Genomic DNA, 20,419 nt, shown 5'->3' on the forward strand with positions numbered 1-20,419 from the left:
ATGCGATGAGACAAGTATATAGTAAGCTTATTCCAAAGTCTGTCTAAACTTGCCGAGCCGGGAGTACTTTTTTTGTCAATTGGTGGAATCGGGTTCTATTCCTTCAGCTTCTCTATAAACCTCACTCCATACTGCCTGCACAGCTCTTTCTCGGCCTGTGAAGGGGATAGCTCAATCTTGAGTCCATCCAGCGCAATCTCGGCTCCAAGCTCCTGCAGCTTGGCTGTAAGAGTGTCTACGGCAGCGCCGTACTCGGCGTAGGAGGAATCGCAGGAGCCGAACACAGCCGCCTTCTTGCCGCTCAGATCCAGCTCATCAAGCTCCTCATAGAAATCGAGAAACTCATCTGGCAGTTCGCCGTCTCCCCAGGTATAGGCGCCCAGCAAAATGCAGTCGTATTGCAGCAGCTCGCTACCGCTGGAATCCATCACGTATTTTTGCGTTACATCGCCGCCGGCTTCACGTATCCCTTCTGCTATTTCATCCGCTATAGCCTCGGTGTTGCCTGTCATGCTTGCGAAAATCATGACGATCTTTGACATGGTAATCCCTCCACGATAATATTTTTACAAGACACTTAATTGATAATGATTATTATTATCAATAAATTAGTGCCGTTGTAAATGATAATGATTATCAATGATCTTGTCAACACTTTCCTTTCTATCCATCTATGCATTAAAGAAACAACAAAAGCCCCTCAAACCATCCAAAATGGTTAAGGGGCTCTTACATTCGAAATTTAGTTATTGCCTCGGAACAGATTACTTATCAAAGTTACTTCTGCCGCGATTGCGAAGGAAAGTCGGAATATCCAGCTGATCGTTGGAGGTTTGTCCACCGAACGGACGGAGATTGTTTAACCCTCCGCGGTTATCATTGGCCGCTGCATCACTCGAAGGCGAACTGCTGCTTGCAGGCTTGCGCACTTGCTGAGTCTCAGTCTTATGCTCGAATCCTGTTGCAATGACCGTAACTTGAATTTCATCCTTAAATTTCTCGTCGATAACAGCACCGAAGATCATGTTTACTTCCAAATCGGAAGCTGAAGCTACGATATCGGCTGCTTCGTTCACTTCATACAAGGAAAGGTTGATTCCACCCGTAATGTTCATCAGAACGCCTCTCGCTCCATCGATCGAGGTTTCAAGAAGCGGGGATTGAATAGCCTTTTTGGCGGCTTCGGCTGCTCTATTCTCACCTGTAGCAACACCGATTCCCATCAGAGCGGAGCCGCGCTCCGTCATGATTGTTTTCACGTCCGCAAAGTCCAGGTTGATTAGTCCCGGAACGGCGATCAAGTCGGAAATCCCTTGAACCCCCTGACGAAGCACGTTATCCGCAACACGGAAAGCTTCGAGCATCGGAGTTTTCTTGTCGACAATTTCCAGCAACCGGTCATTCGGAATGACGATCAGCGTATCTACCTTTTCCTTCAGAGCTGCAATTCCTTGCTCCGCCTGCATAGCACGCTTACGTCCTTCAAAAGTGAACGGTCTGGTTACAACGCCAACCGTTAAAGCTCCGCATTCTTTAGCAATCTCTGCGATTACTGGAGCCGCACCAGTTCCTGTACCGCCTCCCATACCCGCTGTGACGAATACCATGTCAGCGCCTTTCAGCGTGTTGAAGATCAGCTCTCTCGATTCTTCAGCCGCTTTCTTACCTACTTCCGGATTTGCACCGGCACCAAGACCGCGAGTCAGCTTGTCGCCGATCTGCATCTTCTGATCCGATTTGGATAGCTGAAGCGCCTGGGCATCCGTATTAACGGTGATAAACTCTACACCTTTCACTCCGTTGTCAATCATTCGGTTGACCGCGTTGCTTCCGCCGCCGCCAGCACCGATAACCTTTATCTTGGCAAGACCTTCCATGTCCATATCAAATTCAAACATAGCCTTCATTTTCCCCCTCATTAAGCCTAAAAAGTCATGTGTACCTTAAATAAACTCACTCAACCAATTTTTAAAACGTTCCATGACCGAAGGCCTTTGTTCGCTGGTAGCGGTAGATTTTTTTGGATTCGAGACGGATTTTTTTACTGCACTCGTTTGTTTGGCAATTCGTAAATACTTGAAAGCGTATTGAATAATTCCAACACCACTGGTATAGGACGGGTCGCGTACGCCGATGAAATCCGGCACGGCGATTCGTACTGAAGTCGCTAATTCTGCCTGTGCGACCGCCAGCATTCCTGGCATAGAAACCGTACCGCCTGTCAGCACGTAGCCTCCCGGCAGTTCGGAGAAGCCCAATCGCTGCACTTCCAAATGAACCAAATGAAAAATTTCCTGCACGCGCGGTTCGACGATATTCGCCAAATCTACCTGCGAGAATTCCTTGTCAACGTTACTGCCAATTCGATTTACTTTAAATACTTGATCAGGCGCCGCATGCTCGATAACCGCACAGCCGAATTTCAGCTTGATTTTCTCAGCGATATCGACCTGGGTTCGCAAGCCGATCGAAATATCATTCGTGATATATTCTCCGCCTATTGGCAACGTAGATGTTGCTACTAGATTGTTTTGTTCGAATACCGCGATAGTTGTCTGTCCGGCACCGATATCCACCAGGACGGTTCCTATTGCCTTCTCGTCCTTGGACAGGCACAGATGCCCCGCCGCCAGCGACATCAGGATTAACCCGCTAACCTTAACTCCTGCTTTTTCCACTACGCGGAGCAGATTATGTATGGCTGTCTTCGCCCCTGTGATGATGGTGGCTTCCACTTCAAGACGAACGCCTATCATACTGCGCGGATCGTGAATTTCATCCAATCCGTCAACCAAGTATTGGTTTGGCACTACACCGATAATTTCGCGCTCCGGTGCAAGAGGAATGACCTTAGCTGCCTGAATGACACGCTCGATGTCCTCGTCACCGATTTCGCGGTCCTCATTCGAAACCGCTACTACGCCATGGCTAGATTGCAAAGCTACATGATTCCCGGAAATCCCAACGTATACCTCTGTTATTTGAATACCAACCATACGTTCAGCATGATCGATCGCGTTGCGAATCGATTGTACCGTCTGATCGATATCGACAATGGCTCCCTTGCGAATACCTTCCGAGTCGGCAGATCCAACCCCTATTATATTAATGGCGCCGTTAACGACTTCCCCAATAATAGCACGAACTTTGGATGTACCGATGTCCAAACTAACAATGATGTCATTGCTGCTCAACCCGTGGCACCTCCTATGTCTTAATAGATATAAGCTTTGATGAAAAGAAAGCTTCTGTACTTATTCCACACGGTTAGGGTTTTCCCTCTTTTTTCACAAACTTTTTTCACACAAACTTGTAGCTAAATATACCATAACGTTAATTCTACCATTAAATCCCTAGATTGAGTAGAGCTTTCTATCAATTCCGGGTCGTTTCTTTGCCGGAAGCAGGCTTGACAGGATCCTTCTTGGAATCGGTCGAACCGCTCTGGGCGTTGGATGTTGTTTTCTTGTCAGATTTGTTGTCTTTCGGGTTCTGGTTCTGGTTCTGGTTCTGGTTCTGGTTTTGGCCTTTATTTCCATCCACTTCAAACGGGGCGTGGGTATCCACCTCGAGCAAGGTTAAGACACCCGTATTGACCTTATTTTCCTTCAAATTGGAAATATAAGAATCCAGATATTGCAGCTTCTCCGGCAAATAACCGATGGTAGTCACCACTTCAAACTGTGAACGGGTATACATCTTGATTCGATCCGGATAGGAACTGGATGGATCCGGCTTAATCTCGGAAATATCCGTCAAAGTAGATTCGGGTGCCGAAGCCAACGCTTTGCACAGCTGAAGCTTCAGTTCCAGGCTGTTCCCCCAGCCGGTCAGTATAGGCTTGTCCATAATGAATTTGAAATCTCCGGACATAGGAATCACGCTTCCGTCGGCCAATATGGCCTCAGGCTGATTCGCATTGCCGAACTGATAGGCGACGCGGGGATATTCCTTGACTTCAATATGTATCACACCGGGAAAATGCTTGGTTACTGTGGCGGATTCTACCATTTTCAAAGCCTTGACCTGCTGCTCTACGTTAGAGGAGGAGACGGCAAAAAAATGATCTCCCGCCTTCACCCCGGAGGCTTGCTCAATGGCATCCGCTGTAAGGAGCTCCTGCCCTTCTACCTCGATGGCCGAGATTTTGCTTAAGGACGATTGAAAGAATAGGATGCACAGCAGTGTGATGAAGAAGAGGAATAAGAACAGGAGCAGCCTTTTGCTGCTTCTGGAACGTTTTTTGGTTTTGGGCTTTTGGATGACGGGCAATCTTTGTTCTTGTTGCAAGGTTGTCCCTCCTGAGAGTTTTGCAGGATGCAAAACTTACTTCGTAAGCGTTACTCGGCTTTCCGAAGGAAAGCCTTACTTCGTAAGCATATGCTTTGAGTTTTGCAGGATGCAAAACTTACTTCGTAAGCAAACTATCGAACGAACTATGTAAACCGCCGATATCCCCGTCTAGAAAAAGAGGGGATAAATCAGCGGTAATGGTCATAGGAATCATATATAGATAAGTAAGATAAGAGCTTATTCGGAAGGTACCGGCGATACGCGATGAATATTGGCTCCAAGACGCGACAGCATGAGCTCAATCCTATCGTAACCCCGGTCAATATGATGAATCTGCTCAATCACCGTAGTTCCTTGAGCGGCAAGGCCGGCAATGACAAGGGCTGCGCCCGCCCGCAAATCCGTTGCTTCCACCGTGGCACCGTACAACCGGGGCACACCTTTGATGAATGCCGAGTTCAAGTCCAATCGTATATCCGCACCCATGCGGGAAAGCTCATCAACATGCTTGAATCTTCCTTCAAAAACCGTTTCTTTCACAATGCTGAGTCCATCCGCCAAAGATAACAATACCATAATCTGGGATTGCAAATCCGTAGGGAATGACGGATGAGGCGATGTGACAATACGTTCCACCGATTTAGGTCTCGCTAAGCAGCTTACGTTTATTATATCACCGTGAATGCCTATTTGAACACCTGCGCGCTTGAGCACGTGAATCGCAGACGTCAAGTGAGCGGGACATACATTTTCCAATGTTACATTCCCTCTCGTTACCGCTGCGGCGATCATCATCGTGCCTGCAACAATACGGTCCGGAATAATGCGATATGCGCATGGAGTTAAATTCGATACCCCTTCTATCGTGATGGTATCCGTACCCGCTCCTATAATTTTGGCGCCCATGGCATTCAAGAAATTTTGCAAATCTTGTATTTCCGGCTCCCTGGCGGCATTCGAAATCGTAGTCATGCCTCTGGCCATTGCTGCGGCCATCATAATATTCTCTGTTGCTCCGACGCTGGGGAAGTCCAGCACGATCTCGGCTCCTCGCAGCTCTTTGGCCGTACAGACAATCGTATTAGCGGTTTCTTCAATTTCAGCTCCGAGCGCCGTAAGACCGCTCAAATGTAAATCTATTTTCCTTTCTCCTATGGCACATCCGCCCGGCTGATAGACTTGAACCCGGCCAAAGCGCGCCAACAACGGCCCCATCAAGAAAATGGAGGATCTCATTTGACTCATCAGGCTTTCGGGAATGTGATGCGAGTTCGCAGTGGATGTATCGACGGTTACCGTATCTTCATGATGATCGGTTCGGCAGCCTAATGCTTGTAAAATGCCCAGCATCACTTGAATATCCGACAGGTCAGGCACGTTGCTGATTTCAATCGTCCCCTCCGCCATCATGCCCGCCGCCAATATGGGCAGCGCCGCATTTTTTGCACCATGAATCTTGATGGCTCCCGATAGAGGTCTCCCGCCTTCGATAACCAACTTTTCCAAAGTCCCACCTCCGATTTACCGCTCACCCACCACCAATACCTCGGGCACAAGCTTAATGCCGTTCTTTTCAAAAACGATACGCTGTACCTGTTCGATGAGAGTGAGCACGTCCTGAGCTGTCGCTTTCCCGGTGTTGACGATGAAATTGGCATGCAGCGGTGAAACTTCGGCCCCTCCGACTTTGTACCCCTTCAATCCCGCTTCCTCAATCAGCTTTGCGGCATAATGTCCTTCCGGATTCCGGAACACACTTCCACAAGTAGCCAATTGCAGTGGTTGAGTCCGTAAACGTCTTTCTTTGTAGGCTGCCGTAGTCTCTGTAATTTCTTTTTTGTTGCCGTACTGCAGCTGGAATACAGCCTCGGTGACGATCCCCGGTTCCTTCTGCAATAAAGAATGACGATAATCATACTCGAAATCGGCCTGCTGCATCGTTACCAATTCTCCTGTCGGGAGCAGCACTTCAGCTCTTAACAATATGCGTGACACATCGGACCCGTGAGCCCCGGCGTTCATATAGACGGCGCCTCCCACCGTTCCCGGAATGCCTCCGGCAAACTCGAATCCGGTCAAACCTTCCTTGCTGGCCATGACGGACAGCTTAATCAGGGAATAAGCTCCTCCGGCATAGGCAATATCGCCTTCAAACCGCAGTGTCTCCATAGACGGGCCAAGCTTGAGGACGATGCCGCGTATTCCTTTATCCGCAACCAGCATGTTGGAGCCGCGTCCGAGAACGGTCCAGGACGTCTGGTGCCGATGCAGCAGCTTGACGGCTTCGACCAGCTGCTCCTTCGTCTCAGGGATAAGCAGCACATCGGCCGGCCCGCCGATCTTCCAAGTGGTATGAGGCGCGAGCGGTTCATTCAGCAAGCATTCTCCGTATGCTCCGCTCAGCAATTGTGATATGACCTGTTGCATGGGAAAACCTCCTTCACAGAACTCCAGGGCATCCGTTTTGGGGCACAGCGCTATCGTAACGATGAACAACAGATTAAACACTATTGGATCATCTCGCTTGAACGCCGGCCCTATCATCGTAAAAGCTCGGGTGTCTGTCACGGTTATAGTGTAGTTTATGTAAAATCGGTAATAGTGTGACAATCGCCCAGACAGTTTCTTCAAACTGCAGGAGCCGCATTATTTTAGACATGTTTCTTCTATCAGCCGGATAATGGTATCCGTGGCGCTGTTTTGTTCGGTGGATCTAATGTGGGCCGCCATCCTTTCCCGGTTAGCGTACACGCCATGAATCCCTTCTATTAAGGATTCCGGAGTCAAATTCTCTTCGTACAGCACTTCCGCATAGCCTTTCTTTTGAAACGAAGCCGCATTCAACAGCTGGTCACCCCGGCTTGCCTGCTTGGTCAGCGGAATCAACAGCATCGGCTTGCCTAATGACAGAAACTCGAAGATCGACGTAGCGCCCGCACGGGATACCACAAGATCCGTCATAGCCAATATATCGGCCAATTCCTCATTGATATATTCAAACTGCTTGTAACCCCTGCGTTTGGCGTAGGCTTCATCCGTTTGGCCTTTGCCGCAAATGTGGACGATCTGATAATGCTCCAGTAATGTATCAAGCGAATCACGAACCGCGCTGTTGATTTTTTGTGCGCCAAGGCTTCCACCCATGACAAGAAGGACGGGCTTTTGCTTGTGAAAATCACACAGATCCAGGCCCCGATGGGCTTTTCCTTGCAGGATCTGCTCGCGTATCGGCAAGCCTGTGCATATGCCTTTACCGCTTTTGATGTATTTAAGCGCTTCGGGAAAGTTAACGCAGATTTGATTGGCGAAAGGAACCGATATTTTGTTGGCCAGCCCTGGAGTAATATCCGACTCGTGGCAGATAACCGGGATCCGGTTCAACCAGCTTGCCACAATGACTGGAACGGAGACGAATCCGCCCTTGGAGAACACAATGGACGGCTTAAGCTTGCGAAGCAGCCTATAGGCGTCTCCAACACCCTTAATCACCCTGAAAGGGTCCTTTATATTTTTCAAATCAAAGTATCGCCGCAGCTTGCCTGATGAGATAGAATGATAGGGAATTCCGGCATGCTGAATGATGTCTTTTTCGATTCCCTGCTTGGAACCGATATATTGAATGTCCCAACCCTGCTTTTTCAATCTTGAAATGAGCGCGAGGTTAGGAGTGACATGTCCTGCCGAACCGCCTCCTGTAAAGACGATAGTTTTCAAGCCGTTCACCTCGCATAGCGGGAAATATTTAATAGGATGCCGATAGAGGTTAGCATCAGAGTCAGTGATGAACCGCCTGCACTAATTAGCGGCAGCGTAATGCCCGTAACCGGGAACATGCCGATGACGACCCCGATGTTAATCACAACCTGAACGGCAATCATGCCGACAATGCCCGTTGCCAGCAGGCTGCCGAACGTATCGGGAGCAGTAATCGCAGTCCGCATACCGCGCCAAACCAACAGCATAAACAAAATAAGAACAAAAGAGCCCCCAATGAAGCCAAGCTCCTCCGCAATAATAGAGAAAATAAAATCCGTCTGCGGCTCGGGAAGATAGCTGTATTTTTGCCGGCTCATCCCAAGCCCTAATCCGACTAGTCCTCCCGGGCCGATGGCATACAGCGATTGTATGGCTTGGTATCCGGCGCCCAGCGGGTCCTGCCAGGGATCGAGGAATGCCGTTATCCGCTTTAAGCGGTACGGAGCGGCGATGACAAGCCCGACAAACCCGGCGACACCTACCATGCCTAAATACGATAAATGGAGCAATCTAGCGCCTGCCGCATAAATAATGAGAAGAGAGGCCCCTACGAGCACCGCACCCGTCCCCAGATCGGGCTGAAGCATGATGAGGCCGAAGGCCAAGCCCACTAACCCCAGAGGAGGCATAAGTCCCTTCGTAAACAGCGTAATTTTACTCTGCTGCTCGGACAGCATTTTGGATAGAAATAAGATCATGCCCATTTTCATAAATTCGGACGGCTGAATACCGAATGATCCGATCCCGAGCCAGCTGCGGGCTCCCCCGCGAATAACGCCTATGCCTGGAATCAGCACAATCACCAGAAGGGCAAAGCAGATGATAAGGCCGATTTTGGCGTACTTCTTCCAGACCAGATAATCTACATTCATTGTAAATATCATGGCTGCTATCCCGAGAACGGCAAATAGAAGCTGTCTTTTCAAATAATAGTACCAGTCTCCAAACTCATGAAACGCCAGTACGGCGCTGGCGCTGTACACCATTACCACGCCGATAGCCAAGAGCATCATCGTACATACCAACATTGTTACATCCGGTGCAGACCGCGCTTTTGCCATGCATGCCACCTCTTACCTTATAAAATGGTAGGGTAGGCTTGTATACCCCCCTCTTTAAAGGGTATGCACGGACTGCCTAAACATTCTTCCCCTTTCCTCGTAGGAAGGAAACATGTCCCAGCTGGCGCACGCCGGAGATAATAGAACCACATCTCCCGCCTTAGCCATCGCCGCAGCCTGTCGAACCGCTTCGGTCACCGTGTCCTGCACACTGTTAGCAGTATCGACCAATTTGATTTGACTCATGCCTGCAAGCTTGGCGACATGACTTATTTTCTCTTTGGTTTGACCAATGGCGACCAATCCCTTGACCCTGGTTTGGAATACGGGCAGCAGGTCCATATAATCCATGCCCCGCTCCAGACCTCCGGCGATAAGGATAACGTCCTGCTCGAAGGATTCTATCGTTTTTATCGTTGCCGTAGGATTCGTAGCTTTGGAATTGTTAAAATACAGAACCCCGTTGAGCGTTGCTACGTGCTCTAACCGATGCTCCACTCCCTTGAACTCCTTCAAAACCTCAGCGATGATTTCGATAGACACGCCGAACGTTAATGCGGCACAAGCCGCTGCAGCCGCGTTCTCTACGTTAAAGCTCCCGAAAATCCCCAGCTCTTTCACCCCTACGATACGATGGGTCTTTCCTTGAGCGTCACGGTAGACAATACTGCGCTCAGCATCAGGCACGTCATCGGAGAAGGACGGCTGAACGAAAACGCCATAGGACAGCTCCTCCTTGGTCGAAAAAGGAAAGACGGAAGCTTTGACTTCCTGGGCCACTCGACGGCATACAGGATTGTCCCAGTTCAGCACGGCTGTATCTTCAGCGGTCTGGTTAGCGAACAGCTTGACTTTTGAAGCTATGTAGTCCTCCATTGTTCCATGGTAGTCCAGATGGGTTTCATACACATTTAACAGGCAAGCCACTTGAGGCCTGAAGTCCGTAGTGCCCTTCAGCTGAAAGCTGCTCAGCTCGACTACCATATGGTTGTCGGGGCCGGCCTCCAAAGCCGCTTCGGTTAAGGCACGACCTATATTGCCTGCCACAATAGGCTTTAACCCTGCTTTATCCAGCATGAGCCCAATCCATGTGGTGGTTGTCGTCTTTCCGTTGGAGCCGGTTATACAAACCATCGGCGCTTTGCATACATGGTAGGCAACCTCGACCTCGGTAACGATTTCTATGCCCAGCTCCAGCGCTTTTTGAATCGGCTCGATCGTATAGGGGATCCCCGGGTTTTTCACGACAAGCTTCACGCCTTCGTGAATCAGCCCGGACGGATGGCCCCCGCAAATAACAGAAATACCCAGAGCCGTAAGTTCATCGGCCTCAGGGCATAAGTCGCGTTCCTTTTTATCGTTAACCGTGACGACGGCTCCCAGCTCATGGAACAGCTTGGCTACAGCGACGCCGCTGCGAGCCAAACCTATAATGACCACTTGTTCGTTCTGATATGCTTGTGGATGCTTCATATGCTACAACACCTCGTTTACGAATAGTCCGATTCCCGCCAAAACGATGCCTGTTGCCCAGAAGGTGATGACAACACGCCATTCGGACCAGCCAACCAGCTCAAAATGATGATGAATCGGGCTCATTTTAAATACGCGTTTGCCCCTTGTTTTGAAGGAGACGACCTGAATGATGACCGAAAGCACTTCGACTACGAAAACCCCGCCAATCAGTACAAGAAGAATTTCCGCTTTGGTCAATATGGCTACTACGGCAAGACCTCCGCCGATACCAAGCGACCCCGTATCCCCCATGAACACCTTGGCCGGATGGGCATTGAAAACGAGAAAGCCCAGCACAGCTCCTACCATGGCAGCAGAGAATACCGCTACATCAGGCATCGTATTATTTAATGCAATAATAGCATATGCCCCAAATGCTACTGCACTTGTCCCCGCCAGCAAGCCGTCCAAGCCGTCGGTAAAATTCACCGCATTGGACGTCCCCAGCATCATAACGACGACAAATGGGTAATACAGCCAGCCCATCGGGATCGTATAATCGATAAAGGGAATACGAACATCTGTGCTGTGGCCGATTTTGGCAAGCAGGATACAGACGATCACCGATACGATCAGCTGACCGAGCAGCTTTTGTTTGGCTGTTAAGCCTAGTGAACGCTTCAGCAAGATTTTAATATAATCATCCATAAATCCAACTAATCCGTAACCGAGGGAAGCGACCAGCAGAATGACCATTTCCATGCTCTTATCGGCAAAACGCAGCACCGCCAGCGCCAGAGCGAACAGGATGATCGTGCCTCCCATGGTGGGCGTTCCCGCTTTTTTCAAATGACCCTGCGGTCCGTCCGTACGGATTTGCTGTCCAAATTTCAACCTCCTGAGCAGAGGTATGCCCAATGGTCCCATAATGACGGCAAGCAGGAACGCTGCCCCCAAAGTGATCATGACCACGTTAAAATCCACAATTAAGTCCCCCTAAAACTTTCCGTAGGAAAGTTACATCGTAAGCATCATCAAACCTATATGACGGAAAAATACCCTGTTGTTGCCTATGATTCTACTTGACTTGTTGGAGCAGCGTTACGACCTGCTCCAGCTTCATGCCGCGTGAGCCCTTGACCAATACGACGTCTTCCGGTGCCGCGTATGCAGCGACGGCTTGCGCCATCTGACTCTTATCCTCGAATGTATGAACGCGTCCTGCCGGATATCGTGTGGCAGCCTCTTCCGATATCAACTGCGCCAGCTTGCCGAATACGTATACTCTATCGATGGTTGCCGGATTCAACTGACGGCCGATCTCTCTGTGAAAGTCCTCTTCCCGTTCCCCGAGCTCCAGCATATCGCCAAGAACCACGATCTTCCGCCGATAGCCTTGAAGCTCCTCCAGAAGGGAGAGCGCCGCTTTCATAGAAGTAGGACTTGCATTATAAGCATCGTTTAAGATGGTAAGCCCCGAAGGTGCCTTAAGCATTTCAATTCGCATGCCAGTCATAACGGAGGCTCTCAAGCCTTCCGCGATCTTGGCGGCAGGTATGGCAAAATGAATCCCCACGGCAATAGCTGCCAGAGCGTTTACTACGTTATGGAATCCCAGGAGTGGTATATAGAAGGACACGCCATCGAAACGTTCAATGCGAAAATGCGTTCCGGCTGCATCCATCCGGGTATCGGAAGGATACAAGTCATTGTCCTTGTTGGCGCCAAAACGAACGTGATGAACCCTTGTCGCTTTCATTCCGCCTTCTGCTTTCAGCTCAGGAAGCACCTTCTCTATCAATGGCTCGTCGCCATTGTAGACGAGCGTCCCGTCCTGCTGCAAACCGGCCAAAATTTCCGTCTTCGCCCTTGCGATCTCTTCCCGGCTTCCGAGCTGGAGCAGATGCGCCTCGCCGATATTCGTAATCACTACAATCTCCGGTTCGGCCATTTCCGACAAGAAACGGATTTCCCCCCGGCCGCTCATTCCCATTTCGAGAACGGCGACCTCCGTGTCCTCTTCGAGCTGCAGCAGCGTCAAAGGAAGACCGATATGGTTATTGTAGTTGCCCAATGTCTTATGCACCTTATAAGAAGCGGACAATACGGAAGCGGTCATGTCCTTCGTCGTTGTTTTCCCGTTGCTGCCGGTGATCCCTACTATGCGGACAGGCAGCTGCAAGCGGTACGCTTTGGCGAGCTGCTGAAGTGCCTTTAGCGTATCATCCACCAGGATTAACGGAACACCTTCCGGACGATTATCGTGATCGTTCTGCCACAGCGTTGCCGCCGCTCCTTTGGACATAGCATCAAGAGCGAATTGATGCCCGTCGAACGATTCTCCGATTAAAGGCACATACAAGTTGCCTTCCTGCAGCGTGCGCGTATCCTTGGACACGCCCTTTATCACAAGATTATCGTCACCATATGCGAGAGTGCCTCCCGCCATGTCGGCTATCTGCTTTAATGTACGTTTAATCATGGTATCGTCCCCTTATTGCTTCTTTGGCGACCTCACGGTCATCAAAATCATGCTTGACTCCCATGATTTCCTGATAGGTTTCATGCCCTTTCCCCGCAATCAATACTACATCGTCAGGGGTTGCCCGAGCAACGGCTTTTTGAATAGCTTCCCGCCGTTCGGTGACCAATTCGTATCGGTCCTCATGCAGACCCGCCTCTACAATACCCGGTACGATATCCTGCAGTATTCGTTCCGGATCCTCGGTACGCGGGTTATCGGAGGTTACATACACATAATCGCTGTACGCCGCCGTTACTTTGCCCATTAACGGGCGTTTCGTCCGGTCCCGGTCCCCGCCGCAGCCAAACACGCAGTAAACCTGGCCTTTGGCAAACTGCTTGATCGTGGAGAGTGCATTCTCCAGACCATCCGGTGTATGTGCATAATCGACCAGCACAAGAAACGGCTGCCCTGCGTTGACGATTTCCATACGCCCATCCACGGATTCGATCGCCTCCAGGCTTTTTTTCACGCCCTCAAGAGGAATTCCTTCCAATAAAGCGGCTGTTATGGCAGCCAGCGCATTATACACGTTGAATTTACCGACCAGCTTCATTTGGATATCCGCCGTGCCGCGGAAGGTTACGCAGCGGAAGCGTGTGCCTTTGGACGTGATCTCGATTTGCTCGGCCCGCACGTCGGCGTTATGATCGATCCCATACGTTATGACCTGTGCGGAGGTCAGCTTGGAATAATACTCCGAAGCAGCGTCGTCCACGTTCAGGACGGCGAAGCGGTGCTCGTCGGGATCATCCGAAAAGTCGTTGCCGAGCCGGGAGAACAAAAGTCCTTTGGCCGCTTTATACTGCTCCATCGTTTCGTGGTAGTCCAAATGATCCTGCGTCAGGTTCGTAAAAATGCCGGTGCGAAAGCTGCAGCCTTTGACCCGGCCCAAGTCAAGCGCATGGCTGGATACTTCCATAATGCAGTAATCGGTGCCGGCGTCGGCCATAAGCCGCAGGTTTTTTTGCAGATCAACGGCTTCCAGCGTCGTACGCTCCATCCCGGTCACCGTAGAACCGATTTTCATCTTGATCGTTCCCATCAGTCCAGTGCGGAACCCCTGATCGCTAAGTATCGCTTCGATCAAATACGTGCTGGTCGTCTTACCGTTAGTGCCGGTGACTCCGATCACTTTCATCTGACGGCTGGGATATTGATAGAAATGATTGGCTATGACTGCCATAGCAAACCGGCTGTCCTTAACAACAAGCTTCGGTACATCCACATCGACATCATGCTCTACAACCAGAGCCGCAGCTCCCATTTCTACGGCTTTTGCTGCATATTCATGACCGTCTGTTACCAAGCCGGAAATGCACAGGAACAAATCACCGGGCTGCACCTTGCGAGAATCGGTCTGAATCCCGGTAAACACCGTCTCGCTGTCACCCAAAATATGGCTTACTGCTAACTGAGAAGCCAGTTCCTTTAGCTGCATGAGTCCCCCTCCGTTTTTTACACATGGTATCTATTATGGACAAAAAACGCTCCGATGAAAAGCCCAAATTTTCATTTTCATAGAAAATGTTATTTTGGAGAATCCGGGCTGGGCGCGGTGTCCGACAAATAGATGCGAATGGTTGAGCCTTGCTCCACCTTGGCCCCCGCTTTGGGAACCTGATTGACAACATAGCTTCCTGTGCCGGATTTGGCCAGCAGGAAATCCGAGTTCATATCCTCGTAAATATCCGTAATACTCATCCCTATCAAACTGGGAACCTCCACTGTCTTCGTATCCCCATAAACATATTTGCGGTTAAGCTGATCCTTGCGCGGAGACACATTCATATAATGGAGCGCGTCCTCCATGATGTTTTTGACAAGCGGCGCGGCGATAAGTCCGCCGAATTGCACACCCTGCGGGTTATCGACGGCTGCATAGACGACAACCTTCGGATCATCCGCAGGAGCAAAGCCGATAAAGGAGACAATATGCTCTGTAGCGGAATACCTGCCGTTCACTACCTTCTGGGCCGTACCTGTCTTGCCGCCGACACGATACCCTTCTATGAAGGCGTTACGACCTGTACCATTCGCTACGACGCTCTCTAACGTTTCCCTAACCTGCTTGGAGGTTGCTTCCGAGATCACCTGACGAACAAGCTCCGGCTGCTCCTTCGCTACCAATTCTCCGGTCTCCGGGCTGTACCAAGCCTTCGCTACGTGGGGCTTAAAAAGCTTCCCTCCGTTAATGGCTGCCGACACGGCCGTAATCTGCTGAATCGGCGTAACCGACACCCCTTGACCGAACGAGGTCGTTGCAAGCTCAACCGGTCCTACCTTCGAGGGTTTGAACAAGATTCCGTTCTCTTCCCCATTCAGATCGATTCCTGTTTTTTTCCCGAAGCCGAAATTCGTAATATAGTTAAACAGCGTCTCCTTGCCCAAACGCTGCCCCATGGTGACAAAGCCGGGGTTGCAGGAGTTCTCGACCACCTGCAGGAACGTCTCGCTTCCGTGCCCTCCGCGCTTCCAGCAGCGCAGATTTGCACCCGCCACTTTAATGGAGCCTGGATCGAAGAAAGGTTCGTTCAAATTGACCTTCTTCTCTTCCAGGGCGGCAGCCAAAGTAATGATTTTGAAGGTGGAGCCGGGCTCATACGTCATCCAGATCGGAAGATTGCGATCATAGCTTTCCTTCGGGAAATCTCTGAAGCTCCCCGGATTAAAGCCCGGCCTCGCTCCCATAGCCAAAATTTCGCCGTTATTCGGATCCATCATGATAGCGATTGCGTCGTTAGCCTGATACCTCACCATCGCCTGATCCAGCTCGCGTTCTAGAACGGACTGCAAATGATTGTCGATAGTGAGCTGCAAATTCAAGCCGTCCCGCGGCTTTACATATTCCTCGGAGGAATTGGGCATGAGACGTCCTGCTGCGTCCGATAAATAAGCAATGCTCCCTTTAAGACCTGTGAGCAATTTGTCATACTTTAATTCTATGCCCGTCAATCCTTTATTATAAATATCCGTGAACCCAAGAATATGGGCCGCAAGGCCGCCGAACGGATAATACCGTTTATTGTCCTCGGCGACCACAATGCCCGGGATTTGCAGTTGGCTAATCTCGTTGGCCTTTTCCAGCGTAATTTTACGGCCTGCAGGCTGTATCCGGACACTGGATTGCTTCTTCGTAATCAGTTTATAGATGGAATCCTCGGTTACCTGCAGCTGGGACGCCAGCTGCGCAGCCGCAGCCTTCGCGTCTTTGATTTGGGCAGGGATGGCATAAATCGTAGGAGAGCTGATATTATAAGCCAGCTGTACTCCATTGCGATCCCATATCTCCCCCCGTTTGGCTTCGAACGGGATTTCCCGGCGCCACAGCTTCTCAGCCATCTCGGATAATTCCGGCCCCATCCATAACTGGACGTATCCCAGCCTTACAATCAATGCGGCAAACAGTATAGTTCCTACAATTAAAGCGGCAAACAGCCGACGACGTACCGTTACGTTCGATGCCCTCATGACCGATCTATCCCCTCCCGAAAGGTTGTCTAGATTGTTTCATATCCAGACTATTCGGGACAACCTGAGGATAGAACAAGCTTACCGGCCCGACTGGGCAACTTTTTTGCCTGAGGCTTCGTTTCCTTTCGAAGGATCGGCTGTTTTGCCTGTATCCTTCTTATCGGACTTGGTCCCGCCGGAGTCGTTAATCGGCGTTTGCAGCAATTCGTTATATGGCTTGAGCTGCAAAGTAACGACTTTGGTATCCCCTTCCGTCGACACGGTTTGCGAAGCGACATACCCTTCGCCAGAGGATTGACATTTGGCCTTGATAAAAGTACACACTTCGAGCGCATCCCTCAACGATTTGCCCGTTAAATCAGGTACGGCAGAATCGCCATTCTCCTGCATCGTTACATAAATTCGTTGGGTGGAGCCGATTTCTGTACCAGGCGCTGGAGATTGGGACGTAATTTTAGCTCCTTTGCCAATAGCCTCCACAACAACGTCATATTTATTGAGTGCGGTTCTGGCCTGCTCCAGCGTCATGCCGACCAAGTCCGGCAGCGTCGTTGTCTTCACTTCTTTTTCTGCGGCTTTTTGCTGCTGCGAAGAAGAAGGAACACCCATGTAACGCAGCGTTTGCGCTACAATCTCCTTAAAAGCCGGAGGAGCTACATCACTACCCAGATGGTAGTTACCGCCCAAATCAGGCTGGTCTGCAATAATGCTGACCAAAATTTTCGGGTCCTCCACCGGAGCAAAGCCGATAAAAGAAATAACCCATTTATTAGGAGAATACCCTTTGCCGCCCGGCTCAACCACGTTGGCCGTTCCCGTCTTGCCTGCGACACGATATCCTTCGATTGCCGCTTTTTTCCCCGTTCCGATTTTTTGGTCGCTTACGACCTGCTCCAGCAGCTCACTTACCTGCTTGGCCGTCGATTCGGAAACTACCTGCCTCACGAATTTCGGCTCAAACGATTGAACGACCTCTTTGGTACGAGGATTATAGATCTCTTTAACAACATGAGGCCACATCAGCTTGCCACCATTGGCGATTGCCCCGTAGGCAGCGGTTTGCTGGATAGACGTGGTGGTGATGGGACCCTGACCGTAAGTAGCCGTAGCGAACTCTACCGGGTTTTTCATATTCACGACACCTTTGACCTCACCGGCTATGTCGATACCCGTTTTAGCCCCAAAACCGAATTTTAATATGTACTGTCTCAGAAGATCTGTTCCAAGCTTCTCATACCCCAGTTTAACAAAAGCAACGTTACTGGATCGTTTCAAGCCCTCTAAATAGGTAATCGGACCCCAACCGACGATATTATGGTCATGAAGCCTATTCCCCGGAACCGCAATGGAGCCGGACTGAAACGTATCGTTCGGGTTGAACTTCCCTTCCTCCACCGATGCAGCTAATGTAACGATCTTAAAGGTAGAACCCGGCTCATATTGTGAAGCTACCGCATTGTTGAAGAAATCCTGCTGCTTGGATTCCCAATATTTGTTCGGGTTAAAGTTCGGAAAACTTGCCATTCCAAGTATTTCCATCGTTTTCGGATCGGCCGCGATGGCCGTTATGCTATTTGGATGGTATTGGTTATACACCTTCTCCAATGCACTTTCTACATAATACTGAATATTTTTGTCTATAGTCAGCTTTACGTTATTGCCGTCGACCGCAGGCACATAATTGACTTTCGCGTCCGGCAGCTCGACCCCGTGCAGGTCCTTTTCATAGGAACGGTGTCCCGGAATCCCCTTCAATTCCTTATCTAACGAGAGCTCCAGACCCATAACAGGCTTTCCTTCTTTATTGTCGTAGCCCAGCAGGTGAGCGGCCAGCTTCCCTCCAGGATAGAAGCGTTTCTGTTCTTCTATGAGCGTAATACCGCTTGAGTAAGGCTTTCCCCCCTGCTTCTTCAGCTCCTCCGACAATTGTTTGATTTGTTCAGCGACCTCTGCGTCTATCTTCCAGCCTTCATTGCGAAGCTCCACTTGGGGATATTGTGCAGTCGGATATTCTTTGGTCACGATCTTCCTTATCTTGTCTTCTAATTCAGCCACAGCCGCGGGATCATCCGATGTTTTCAATATGGCTGCCAGCCCTTTGGTTACTGCCGTTTGAATGCCTTTGGTTTGTATGATCTTCGGATTCAAGGCAACGGTATAGGCAGGGGCATCCTCCGCCAGTACATTGCCGTTGCGGTCAAAGATCATGCCGCGAACCGGACGGATGTCTTCCTCCGCCGCCCACTTTTTCTGCGCTTCAGCAAGCAGCACCTTGCCGTCAACGATTTGGACCCAATATAATCGGCCTACAATAGCAACAAAAAGGAGGGTAAATCCCCCCCCGATTAACAATGATCTCAGCTTCGTTTTTTTGTTCATCATTCATCTCTCCCAGTCAGATGATTACGGGGTTTCCGTTTTTTTCTGGTTGGCAGCCGTTGCGCCAGAGGTGCTTTCGGTGTTTTGCCGAGCTACCTTGCTGATTTGCTTTTCATCCGTCGGCACCATCCCCCATTTTTTCGCTTCTTCTCTTAAACGGTCCGGACTGGAAAGCTTGTCTATCGTACGCTTGAGCACGTTATTTTCCGCCTGCAGCATTTGAATATCACTCTCGAGCTTCATGATTCTTGTGTTCATCTCATAAATTTGCGCATAACGCCAAATAATCAGGCTGGCGACGGCTACGCATACAAGAACGGTAAAAAGATACAACAGCTTCTCTTGGACTGGAAGCGATTTACTCCGGTAAACGATTTTTTTCGTTTCCTTGACATTCACCTTTTGACCCGACTTCTGCTCGACAGCCAAATTCCCATGAATGTATGCAGGCATATAGGTTCTCCTCCTTCGCCGCTTGCAAAATAATAGACTTGAACTAATTTATAGTTTCTCAGCGATCCGCAGCTTAGCCGAACGGGCTCTTGGATTGGCTTCCAGCTCTACCTTGCCGGCTTCAATAGGCTTACGGTTAACCAGCTTGACGATTCCTTTGCTGCCGCAAACACATAGCGGAAAATCCGGCGGGCATGTGCAGCGTTCAACATACTTGGCAAAGGTTTGCTTACAAATCCGATCCTCCAGCGAGTGGAACGTAATAACCGCTACGCGTCCACCCGGTGCCAGACAGCGAATGGATTGCTCCAGCGCCTCCTCGAATGCCCCCAGCTCATCATTAACGGCAATGCGCAATGCCTGGAAGCTTCGTTTGGCCGGATGCGGTCCGCTGCGGCGGGCTGCGGCGGGAATGCCTTCCTTGATCAGCTCCACCAGCTGTCCCGTCGTTTCGATAACACCCTTGCTTCTTGCTGCTGCAATCACAGCGGCTATGCGCCGTGCAAACTTCTCTTCCCCATATTCGAATAAAATACGGGCAATTTCCTGCTCCGGCCATTCATTGACGATTTCCTTGGCCGTAAGGTCCGTCGTCCGGTCCATTCTCATATCAAGCTCCGCATCATGGTTATAGCTGAAGCCTCTATCGGCTTCGTCCAGCTGCGGCGATGACACTCCCAGATCGAACAAGATTCCGTCCACTTGTGGAATCCCGTCTTTCACAGCCCTTGGAATATGACGAAGCTGATTCTCGATCTCGCGAAAATTGCTTCTAACCAGCTTTACTTTATCCATATAGGGAGCCAGCTTGGTCTTCGCATTCTCCAGCGCCGCATCGTCCTGGTCAAATGCAATGAGCAGGCCCTGATCATTCAATTGAGAAGCGATTGCTGAGCTGTGCCCTGCTCCTCCCAAAGTACAGTCAACATATACGCCGTCCGGCCTTATTTCCAAACCTTCAACGGCTTCTTCCTTCAAAACGGTGATGTGATGAAACATGATGCATAATCCTCCTGTATAGGTC

At 50.1% G+C, this 20,419-nt stretch carries 16 protein-coding genes; all 16 read right to left on the reverse strand.

Features of this window, described 5'->3' with window-relative positions; all coding sequences use genetic code 11:
• Window positions 1-95: 95 nt before the first annotated feature.
• The 16 genes from ABEA66_RS20555 to rsmH all read right to left on the reverse strand — a co-directional run bounded on the left by ABEA66_RS20555 (window position 96) and on the right by rsmH (window position 20,394).
• Entirely contained in the window at window positions 96-542 is a 447-nt protein-coding gene (locus ABEA66_RS20555) for a flavodoxin (RefSeq protein ID WP_345590343.1), read from the reverse strand.
• A gap of 222 nt (window positions 543-764) precedes the next feature.
• Entirely contained in the window at window positions 765-1,898 is a 1,134-nt protein-coding gene (gene ftsZ / locus ABEA66_RS20560; protein WP_079910480.1) for a cell division protein FtsZ, read from the reverse strand.
• A gap of 45 nt (window positions 1,899-1,943) precedes the next feature.
• A complete protein-coding gene (gene ftsA, locus ABEA66_RS20565) occupies window positions 1,944-3,194 on the reverse strand; it encodes a cell division protein FtsA (RefSeq protein WP_079910481.1) in 1,251 nt (416 codons plus the stop codon).
• A 181-nt stretch (window positions 3,195-3,375) separates the two neighbouring features.
• Entirely contained in the window at window positions 3,376-4,290 is a 915-nt protein-coding gene (locus tag ABEA66_RS20570) for a cell division protein FtsQ/DivIB (protein WP_345590348.1), read from the reverse strand.
• A 240-nt stretch (window positions 4,291-4,530) separates the two neighbouring features.
• The gene (gene murA, locus ABEA66_RS20575) at window positions 4,531-5,799 is read right to left on the reverse strand and encodes a UDP-N-acetylglucosamine 1-carboxyvinyltransferase (protein ID WP_079910483.1); all 1,269 of its coding nucleotides are present in this window, start codon (window positions 5,797-5,799) and stop codon (window positions 4,531-4,533) included.
• Between the two features lie 15 nt (window positions 5,800-5,814).
• Entirely contained in the window at window positions 5,815-6,720 is a 906-nt protein-coding gene (gene murB / locus ABEA66_RS20580) for a UDP-N-acetylmuramate dehydrogenase (RefSeq protein ID WP_079910484.1), read from the reverse strand.
• 219 nt (window positions 6,721-6,939) lie between these two features.
• Window positions 6,940-8,007 carry an undecaprenyldiphospho-muramoylpentapeptide beta-N-acetylglucosaminyltransferase gene (locus ABEA66_RS20585; RefSeq protein WP_345590352.1) on the reverse strand — a complete coding sequence of 356 codons (1,068 nt, stop codon included), beginning with the start codon at window positions 8,005-8,007 and terminating at the stop codon, window positions 6,940-6,942.
• Window positions 8,008-8,012: 5 nt separating this feature from the next.
• Window positions 8,013-9,110 carry a stage V sporulation protein E gene (gene spoVE / locus ABEA66_RS20590; RefSeq protein WP_079910486.1) on the reverse strand — a complete coding sequence of 366 codons (1,098 nt, stop codon included), beginning with the start codon at window positions 9,108-9,110 and terminating at the stop codon, window positions 8,013-8,015.
• Between the two features lie 54 nt (window positions 9,111-9,164).
• Complete coding sequence (murD, locus tag ABEA66_RS20595) at window positions 9,165-10,583, reverse strand: UDP-N-acetylmuramoyl-L-alanine--D-glutamate ligase (protein WP_345590355.1); 1,419 nt, start codon at window positions 10,581-10,583, stop codon at window positions 9,165-9,167.
• Between the two features lie 3 nt (window positions 10,584-10,586).
• Window positions 10,587-11,549 carry a phospho-N-acetylmuramoyl-pentapeptide-transferase gene (mraY, locus tag ABEA66_RS20600; RefSeq protein WP_079910488.1) on the reverse strand — a complete coding sequence of 321 codons (963 nt, stop codon included), beginning with the start codon at window positions 11,547-11,549 and terminating at the stop codon, window positions 10,587-10,589.
• 94 nt (window positions 11,550-11,643) lie between these two features.
• Window positions 11,644-13,047 carry a UDP-N-acetylmuramoyl-tripeptide--D-alanyl-D-alanine ligase gene (locus ABEA66_RS20605; protein ID WP_345590358.1) on the reverse strand — a complete coding sequence of 468 codons (1,404 nt, stop codon included), beginning with the start codon at window positions 13,045-13,047 and terminating at the stop codon, window positions 11,644-11,646.
• Window positions 13,040-14,530: a UDP-N-acetylmuramoyl-L-alanyl-D-glutamate--2,6-diaminopimelate ligase gene (locus ABEA66_RS20610; protein WP_345590359.1), complete on the reverse strand. Its 1,491-nt coding sequence runs from the start codon at window positions 14,528-14,530 to the stop codon at window positions 13,040-13,042. Before ABEA66_RS20610 ends, ABEA66_RS20605 begins: the two co-directional genes overlap by 8 nt.
• An 89-nt stretch (window positions 14,531-14,619) precedes the next feature.
• Window positions 14,620-16,560 (reverse strand): stage V sporulation protein D, encoded by a 1,941-nt coding sequence (locus ABEA66_RS20615; RefSeq protein ID WP_079910491.1) that lies wholly within the window; start codon window positions 16,558-16,560, stop codon window positions 14,620-14,622.
• Window positions 16,561-16,641: 81 nt separating this feature from the next.
• Entirely contained in the window at window positions 16,642-18,945 is a 2,304-nt protein-coding gene (locus tag ABEA66_RS20620) for a penicillin-binding transpeptidase domain-containing protein (RefSeq protein ID WP_345590361.1), read from the reverse strand.
• A 21-nt stretch (window positions 18,946-18,966) separates the two neighbouring features.
• Complete coding sequence (gene ftsL, locus ABEA66_RS20625) at window positions 18,967-19,395, reverse strand: cell division protein FtsL (protein WP_079910493.1); 429 nt, start codon at window positions 19,393-19,395, stop codon at window positions 18,967-18,969.
• Between the two features lie 48 nt (window positions 19,396-19,443).
• Window positions 19,444-20,394, reverse strand: a complete 951-nt coding sequence (gene rsmH, locus ABEA66_RS20630) for a 16S rRNA (cytosine(1402)-N(4))-methyltransferase RsmH (RefSeq protein ID WP_192702697.1) — start codon at window positions 20,392-20,394, stop codon at window positions 19,444-19,446.
• Between the last annotated feature and the right edge of the window lie 25 nt (window positions 20,395-20,419).

The organism is Paenibacillus vulneris (assembly GCF_039543185.1).
Taxonomy (GTDB): domain Bacteria; phylum Bacillota; class Bacilli; order Paenibacillales; family NBRC-103111; genus Paenibacillus_S; species Paenibacillus_S vulneris.